Origin of the sequence: Streptomyces sp. (genome assembly GCF_031178505.1) — a bacterium.
In the GTDB taxonomy this organism is placed as follows: domain Bacteria; phylum Actinomycetota; class Actinomycetes; order Streptomycetales; family Streptomycetaceae; genus Streptomyces; species Streptomyces gulbargensis.
The window spans coordinates 1-6,801 of record NZ_JAPSIW010000368.1 but is presented as its reverse complement, the minus strand read 5'-3'; the positions used below and the strand labels follow the sequence as shown (position 1 = coordinate 6,801).

The 6,801-nt window shown below is 76.0% G+C and carries 6 protein-coding genes and 1 pseudogene; 5 read left to right on the top strand and 2 right to left on the bottom strand.

The window, feature by feature from the left end; all coding sequences use genetic code 11:
• Positions 1-1,349, bottom strand: a pseudogene (locus RIF68_RS22225) (regulator); the annotation flags it as partial.
• Positions 1,350-1,582: 233 nt separating this feature from the next.
• On the opposite strand from RIF68_RS22225, the gene RIF68_RS22220 reads away from it, so the two are divergent.
• Positions 1,583-2,041 carry a cyclic nucleotide-binding domain-containing protein gene (locus tag RIF68_RS22220; RefSeq protein WP_309053046.1) on the top strand — a complete coding sequence of 153 codons (459 nt, stop codon included), beginning with the start codon at positions 1,583-1,585 and terminating at the stop codon, positions 2,039-2,041.
• A 106-nt stretch (positions 2,042-2,147) separates the two neighbouring features.
• On the opposite strand, the gene RIF68_RS22215 is transcribed toward RIF68_RS22220, so the two are convergent.
• The gene (locus tag RIF68_RS22215; RefSeq protein WP_309053045.1) at positions 2,148-2,801 is read right to left on the bottom strand and encodes a Tat pathway signal sequence domain protein; all 654 of its coding nucleotides are present in this window, start codon (positions 2,799-2,801) and stop codon (positions 2,148-2,150) included.
• 483 nt (positions 2,802-3,284) lie between these two features.
• Here RIF68_RS22215 and RIF68_RS22210 point away from each other — a divergent pair, with 483 nt between their 5' ends.
• The 4 genes from RIF68_RS22210 to RIF68_RS22195 all read left to right on the top strand — a co-directional run.
• Complete coding sequence (locus RIF68_RS22210; RefSeq protein ID WP_309053044.1) at positions 3,285-3,959, top strand: TetR/AcrR family transcriptional regulator; 675 nt, start codon at positions 3,285-3,287, stop codon at positions 3,957-3,959.
• A gap of 183 nt (positions 3,960-4,142) precedes the next feature.
• Entirely contained in the window at positions 4,143-4,802 is a 660-nt protein-coding gene (locus RIF68_RS22205) for a DUF6230 family protein (RefSeq protein ID WP_309053043.1), read from the top strand.
• A 2-nt stretch (positions 4,803-4,804) separates the two neighbouring features.
• A complete protein-coding gene (locus RIF68_RS22200) occupies positions 4,805-5,269 on the top strand; it encodes a DUF6114 domain-containing protein (protein WP_309053042.1) in 465 nt (154 codons plus the stop codon).
• 203 nt (positions 5,270-5,472) lie between these two features.
• Positions 5,473-6,801 (top strand): carboxyl transferase domain-containing protein (locus RIF68_RS22195; protein WP_309053041.1); only part of this gene is annotated, 1,329 nt, incomplete at its 3' end.

Genomic DNA, 6,801 nt, shown 5'->3' with positions numbered 1-6,801 from the left:
GTGCGGGCCCGGCCGCGCGCGCCGCTCAGCAGCAGGGCCTGTTCGAGTCCGTCGCGGGCCTCGCGCAGCCGGCCCCGGCAGGACCAGGCGAAGGCGACGGACCCGGCCAGGTCGAGGGCGGCGTCGGAGTCGGTGCGCAGCAGCCGGTCGAGGGCGGTGCGCAGGTCGGTGTGGTGGGCCTCGAGGTCGCGGGACGGTCCGGGGCGGCCGTCCCCGGCCCCGGCCCCGGCCCCGTCCCCGGCCCCGTCGCCGTCGAGGAGTCCGGCGCCGCGGGCGTACGCGCGGAAGTGGTGGGCGTGCCGGTCGGCGACGGCGGCGGTCTCGCCGAGCCGCTCCAGCCACAGGGCGCCGTACTCGCGCAGGGTGTCGAGCATGCGGTGCCGGCCCGCCCGGTCCGCGGGCCGGACCACGCAGGCGCGGACGAGGCCGTCGAGGGCGGCCGGCAGGGCGGCGGGGGTGAGCGGACCGCCCGCGCAGACGGCGGTGGCCGAGGCGAGGTCGAAGGGACCGCGGAAGACGGAGAGACGGGCCCACAGGAGGCGTTCGAGCGGTTCGGCCAGCTCGTGGCTCCAGCCGATGGCCGCGCGCAGGGTCCGGTGCCGTCGCGGCCAGACGGGCTCGGGGTGGGCGAGCAGCGCGAACCGCCCTCCGGTCGCCTCCCCGGGAGCGGCGTCCAGGTGGGTGCCGAGCTGGTCGCGGACGGCCTCGGCGCCCCGGAGGCGGATCTGCGCGGCGGCCAGTTCCAGGGCGAGCGGGATGCCTTCGAGCCGTGCGCAGATCTCGCCGCTCGCCCCGTCGGCGGGCAGGTCCCGGCCGCAGGCGCGGCGCAGCAGCTCCAGGGCCTCGGGGCCGGCGGCCGGCAGCGGGTCGACGGTGAGGACGTGCTCGCCGGGGACGCCGAGGGGACGGCGGGCGGTGACGAGGACGGTGAGACCGGGCGCCGCGCCCAGGAGTTCCGTGACCAGCCGCGCGCAGGGGCCGGCGAGGTGGTCGCAGGAGTCGAGGACCAGGAGCAGGCGGTCGTCGGCGAGCCGGCGGTGGAGCGCGGTGGTGGCCATGCCCGGGGTGTGGTCGGACAGGTCGACGGCGTCGGCGACGAGCGGGACGAGGAGCCGTTCGCCGTCGAGGGGGGTCAGGTCGGCCCACCAGGCACCGTCGGGGAAGCGGGCCGCGACGCGGTGTGCGGCCCGCAGCGCGAGCCGGGTCTTGCCGACTCCGCCGGCGCCGGTCACGGTGACCAGGCGGTGGTCGGCCAGCGCGGTGGCGATCCGCCTGAGTTCCGTGCGGCGCCCCACGAATCCCGGGTTCTCGTCAGGGAGGTGTCCACGCACCCGCACAGTCTCTCCCATGAACGCCGGGATCGGGACGGCCGGTTCGGGGCGGATCGCGCGGCCCGTTCGGATCCCGCCGCCCGGCGGGCCCGGCCGCCAGGGCGGCGGGCTCGGGTGCGCGGCGGCCTCGGGCGCGGGTGCGCGGCGGCCTGCGCGGGTCGCCGGGTCGGCGGCGGCCGGGGGCGGGTCTGCGCGGGGGGCCGGGTCGGCGGACACTGGGGGTGGGAGCCGAGTGCCCGAGGAGGTCCGCCATGAGTTCTGCCGCACCCAAGGTCAGCACGCTGCCCGCGGAGCACCGTGAACGGCTGATGGCCTTCGCCGAGGACGTGCACTTCGAGTCCGGTCACCGGTTGTTCGAGGAGCAGCAGCGCGCGGACCGGTTCTGGATCGTGAAGACGGGCGCGATCACCCTGGACGCGAAGGTGCCGGGCCGCGGCTCGCCCGTGATCGAGACGCTCCGCCACGGGGAGCTGGTGGGCCTGTCCTGGCTGTTCCCGCCGTACCTCTGCCAGTCGGGCGCCGAGGCGATGACCCCGGTCCGGGCGTACGAGTTCGACGCGCCGGCCGTCCGGTCGATGTGTCACTCCGATCCGGAGTTCGGCGCGTCGGTGATGTTCTGGGTGGGGTCGATCCTGGCCCACCGGCTGCAGGTGACCCGGGTCCGGCTGCTGGACCTGTACGCGCCGCACGGGAGCGGGATCCTGGCGTGAGCCCGGCGCCGGGGGCGGTGCCGCCGGCCGGGCCGGCCGGCTGTGGTCCGCCCGCCGCCGAAGGGTCCGCCCCGCCCCGCGTCCGGGACGGGGCGGACCCCTTCGCTCAGTTCACGAAGACGGCCGCGCCGCCCTGGGTGGTGTCGACGACGGGGCCGTACTTCGCGGAGAAGTAGCCGTTGGCCGGGCAGGTGCCGGGGCCGCTGGCCTTGGTGAACAGCTGGTCGGTGAAGGTGAGGGAGTTGTCGGTGTTGGACGGCGCGGCCGTGAGGCCGGTCGCGCGGTACACACAGGTGATCGGGCCGAGGATCGTGTTGATCTTGAGGGTGGTCTGGATCGGGCCCGCGCTGCCGGCCGTCACGCTGAGCGAGCCGCCGGAGGTGACGGCGGTGTTGTAGGGCAGGTTGTTGACCGTGATGCTCTGGACGCCCGTGGCGCCGGTGATGTTGGTGGTGCAGGTGCTGAGCGTGTGAGCGGTGAGCGTCTCGGTGGCGGTGCCGGGCGCCGCCGGGTTGCCGGTGACGGTGGCGCTGAAGCCGGAGCTGCTGCAGGTGATGCCGCTGGTGCCGCCCTGCGTGGTGGCGATCCGCGCCTTGGTGCCGGAGACCAGCGAGGCGGTCAGGACGTCGCCGACGGCGACGGACGGGCCGCTGGAGGAGCCGGTGGTGAGGACGCTGCCGGAGGCTCCCGCCTGGGTGGCGGTGGCCAGGGTGGCGGCGACGGCGAGGCCGACGGTGGCGAGGAGTGCGCGCTGGTGCATGGGGGTTCCTTCCATGGAGGTGGGGGTGTGCGGAACTCGGCGGTGCGCGTGGGTACTCGGGGGGAGTACGGGGTGCGCGGTGCGCCGGGGTCTGCCGGGGAGCCGGCCGGTCCGGGGCGCACGGGGGCACGGCCCAGCGCGGTGGGGGCACGCGGGGCGTGCGAGGTCGCGGTGGGTACGCGAAGGTGTGCGGGGGTGTACGGCGGTACGAGCGGTACGGGTGGAGTACGGCGGTACGCGGTGGTACGGACGGGTGCGCGGCCGCCACCGGAACGGATCCGGCGCCACGGATGTCCGGCAGCGGTGTTCGCGCGCTGTGCGGGAGCGTGATACTCGGGTGCGGTGCCCGCGGGCGGAGCGCGCTGCCCTGCGGCGAGCGGCCGTCCGGAGCACCTGGAGCATCGAGCGGTTCGAGAGGAAAACCCACGAGGGTTGTAATCCTGTCGAGTATGTGACGTCAACAACCCCGGAAGGATGTGGCCGATGACGAGCGCTCGCGGAGCCGAGGAGGAACTCGTCCTGCCGGGGGCCCGCTCGGGACGCGAACCGGAGCGCTCGCTGCGCCCGGGCCCGCGCCGGCTCACGCCCGAGCAGGTGGCCTCTCGGCAGCGGGAGCGGCTTCTCGACGGGGTGGCCCGCACGGTCGCCGCGAACGGCTACGCGGGGGCCCGGATCAGTGACATCTGCCGGGCGGCCGGAGTGACCCGTCCCGTCTTCTACGAGCTGTTCTCCGGCAAGGAGGACGCCGTCCTGGCCGCGTTCCGGGGCGGCACGCAGGTGGTCGTGCGGGCGATGGAGCGCGCGTACGGCGAGGAGGGCGGCGCCTCCGACTGGCCGGCGGCGGTACGGGCCGGGCTGCGGGTGCTGCTGACCGTCCTGGCGCAGGCGCCCGCCTTCGCCACCATGGTCGTGGAGGTGGAGTCGGTGGGGCCCGCGGGGCGCCGGGCGCGGGCGGAACTTCTGGCCAGTTTTCGACGGTTCTTCGTCGACGCCCCGCCGGGGCCGCCGTGGGTTCCGCGGGGCGAGCTGGTGGACACCGTGGTCGGCGCCGTGCACGCGGCGGTCCACCGCGCGGTGGACGAGGGCCGGACGGCGGAGCTGCCCCGGCTCCTGGACAGTCTGGTCCACGTCGTGGTGGCTCCGTTCACTCCTGCTTGATCGTCAGAAGCCGTCCGGTGCACGGGAGTTGACCCGCCGGTAACCTACGTCGTACGGTCGCGACGGTTCCCTGCGGCACGTCTGCCTCCCTGTACGACGAGGAAGACCCGGGCGGGTGGGGGACCGTCCGCGCCAGGACGTAGCCGCGCAGGTCTGTTTCCTCACTCATGTCAGGAGCACCGCATGGCCCTGTCCGAAGGCACCAGCCCCGACCCCACACCCACCCCCTCTCCCGCGGACGACTCCGCGAGACGCGGCGGGGTCCGCTTCCGGCGCGCCGCGCTGATGGGCGTCCCCGCCCTCACCGCCGCGGCCGCGCTCGTCGTCCTCACCGCGCAAGGGGCGCTCGCCGCCCAGTTCGCCATTTCCGGCATGCCGTTCGTCGTCACCGCCGACCGTCTGGAGGGAAGGGGGTTCGGGCAGTTCGGAGCCATCGACAACATGCCCGAGGGCAGCCCCAACGCCGGCGAGACCGGTGGGCAGATCCTCACCATCGTGACCGCGATCCGCGAGGCGGAACTCACCAACCTGTGCCAGAGCGTGGAGCTCGGCGGCACCTTCCTGCACATCACCGCGGGGAACAAGGGCACCCCGGTCAAGGCCTCCGGCCTGACCACCGACTCCACCGAGATCTCCGGCAAGGTCGCCGACTTCGACAACATCGAGATCGGCGGCGACGCCAGCACCTTCGAGAAGCCTCCGGTCAAGGGCCCCCTGGGCGTCTTCGGCCAGCAGGCGGACACCGTGAAGCTCAAGGACCTGCGGCAGAAGAACTATGCGACGACCGCCGTCCGGTTCACCCTGCCCGACCTGCACATGCGCTTCAGCTCGAAGGGCTGCTGAGCGTGGCGTCCGGCCGTCGGCACCCCTGGCGGGCCTTCCGGCGCTGGCGGCACCGGCGGCCGTTCGGCGCCGGCCTCGCCCTGGCCCTGGGCGGCGCCGAGATCCTGCTCAGCCAGCGGGCCAGCATCTCCGTGATCCTCGCGGCGGGGGCGGACAGCCTCGTGGGCTACGTCCTGCCGCTGCTCATGGTGGTCTGCGGCCTGCTCATCGTCCTCAACCCGCGCCAGCGGCTGTTCTACTCGGTCGTCGGCGTGCTGGCCTCCCTGGGCACCTGGCTCACCTCCAACCTGGGCGGCTTCTTCATCGGCATGATGCTCGGGCTGATCGGCAGTTCCCTCGCCTTCGGCTGGCTGCCGGACCGGCCCGCCCGGACCCGCCGCCTGTTCGGCCGCCGAGCGCGCCGGGACGCCCCCGCCGCGCCGGAGCCCGCCGCCGGGGCCGTAACGGCGGCCCCGGGCGGCTCCTGACCGCACGGGCGCCCGACGGCGCCGCCCCCGCACGCCCCGCCCACGCGCGGAGGCGGGCGGGGGGGCGCTGGAGAGCGGCTGGAACGGGCCTTGAGAGGGGCGGGGGACGGCGCGGACCGGGCGGTACGGTGGGAGCGGCACCTCGAACGATGAGCACCCCGCTCCCCCGGCAGCCCGACGAACGACGAGTGACGAGGCCCCGCATGACCGACCCGCTGACGGCCCGCGAGGCACTCGCCCTCGTCACCGGCGACTTCGCCCCCTTCCCCGCCACGGAGGGCCCGCTGACCGGTGACGGCCCGATCGGCTGGCCCGGCTACGGGGCGGCGCACGCGCGCGCGGCCGGGCGGACCGGTGAGTCGGAGTCGGTGGTGTGCGGCACGGGCACGGTCGGCGGGGTGCCGGTGGTCCTGATCTCGTTCGAGTTCCGGTTCCTCGGCGGTTCGATCGGCGAGCGGACCGGGGCCCGGGCCGCCGCCGCGCACGCCTACGCCCGTGACCACCGGCTGCCGGTGGTCGTCCTCCTCGCCACCGGCGGGAGCCGGATGCACGAGGGCATGCGGGCGCTGCTCCAGCTCCAGCGCCTCGCCGGGGAGTCGGCCCGCACCCGGGCCGCCGGCCTGCCGCAGATCGCCGTGCTGCGCGACCCGGCCACCGGCGGCGGCTGGGCGACCCTCGGCGCCGGATCCGATGTGGTCCTCGCCCTGCCTGGCGCGCAGGTCGGCTTCGCCGGCTCCCGCGTCCGGCCGCCGGACGCCGACCCCGCCGCGTACACCGCGGAGGCGCAGTTCGCGCACGGCCACGTCGACGCCGTCGTACCGCCGGAGGCCCTGGCCGGCACCCTCGGCCGGTGGCTGGCGCTGCTCACCCGGCCCGCCGACGGCCCCGTGCCGCCCCCGCACGCCCTGGGCGCGCCGCGGCCGCCCGCCGGGTCGGGGCGGGAGGCCGTGGCACGGGCCCGTCACCCGGACCGGCCGCGGGCCGACCGCTACCTCGCGGCCTGCTTCACCGCGCGCGAGGAGATCTCCGGTGACCGCTGCGGCGGGACGGACCCCGGCATGCTGTGCGGCTTCGGGCGGCGGCCGGACGGCCTTACGGTGGCGTACGCCGCGCAGCTCGGCACGGCCACCCGCCCGGCCGGCTTCCGTACCGCCGCGCGGCTCGTCCGGCTCGCCGACCGGCTGGGCGTGCCGGTCCTGACCCTGATCGACACCCCCGGCGCCGCCAACGACCCGGCCGCGGAGCGGGACGGCGCGGGACCGGCCATCGCGGACCTGTTCGGCGCCGTGGCGACCGCCCGGGTGCCGGTCACGGCACTGCTCGTCGGCGAGGGCGGCTCCGGCGGGGCGCTCGCCCTGGCCGCGCCCGGCAACACCTGGGCCACCCCGGACAGTTACTTCTCCGTCATCGCCCCCGAGGCGGCCGCCGCCATCCTGAAGCGGGCGCCGCGGGAGAGCGGGACCACCGCCGACCAGCTCCGGCTGCGCCCCGCAGACCTGCTGGAGCTGGGCGTCGTCCGCGGCGTCGTCGGG

Coding starts and splice junctions, on each gene's coding strand:
- RIF68_RS22220 (WP_309053046.1), top strand. CDS start 1,583: ATGAGTTCTGCCGCACCCAAGGTCAGCACGCTGCCCGCGGAGCACCGT.
- RIF68_RS22210 (WP_309053044.1), top strand. CDS start 3,285: ATGACGAGCGCTCGCGGAGCCGAGGAGGAACTCGTCCTGCCGGGGGCC.
- RIF68_RS22215 (WP_309053045.1), bottom strand. CDS start 2,801: ATGCACCAGCGCGCACTCCTCGCCACCGTCGGCCTCGCCGTCGCCGCC.
- RIF68_RS22205 (WP_309053043.1), top strand. CDS start 4,143: ATGGCCCTGTCCGAAGGCACCAGCCCCGACCCCACACCCACCCCCTCT.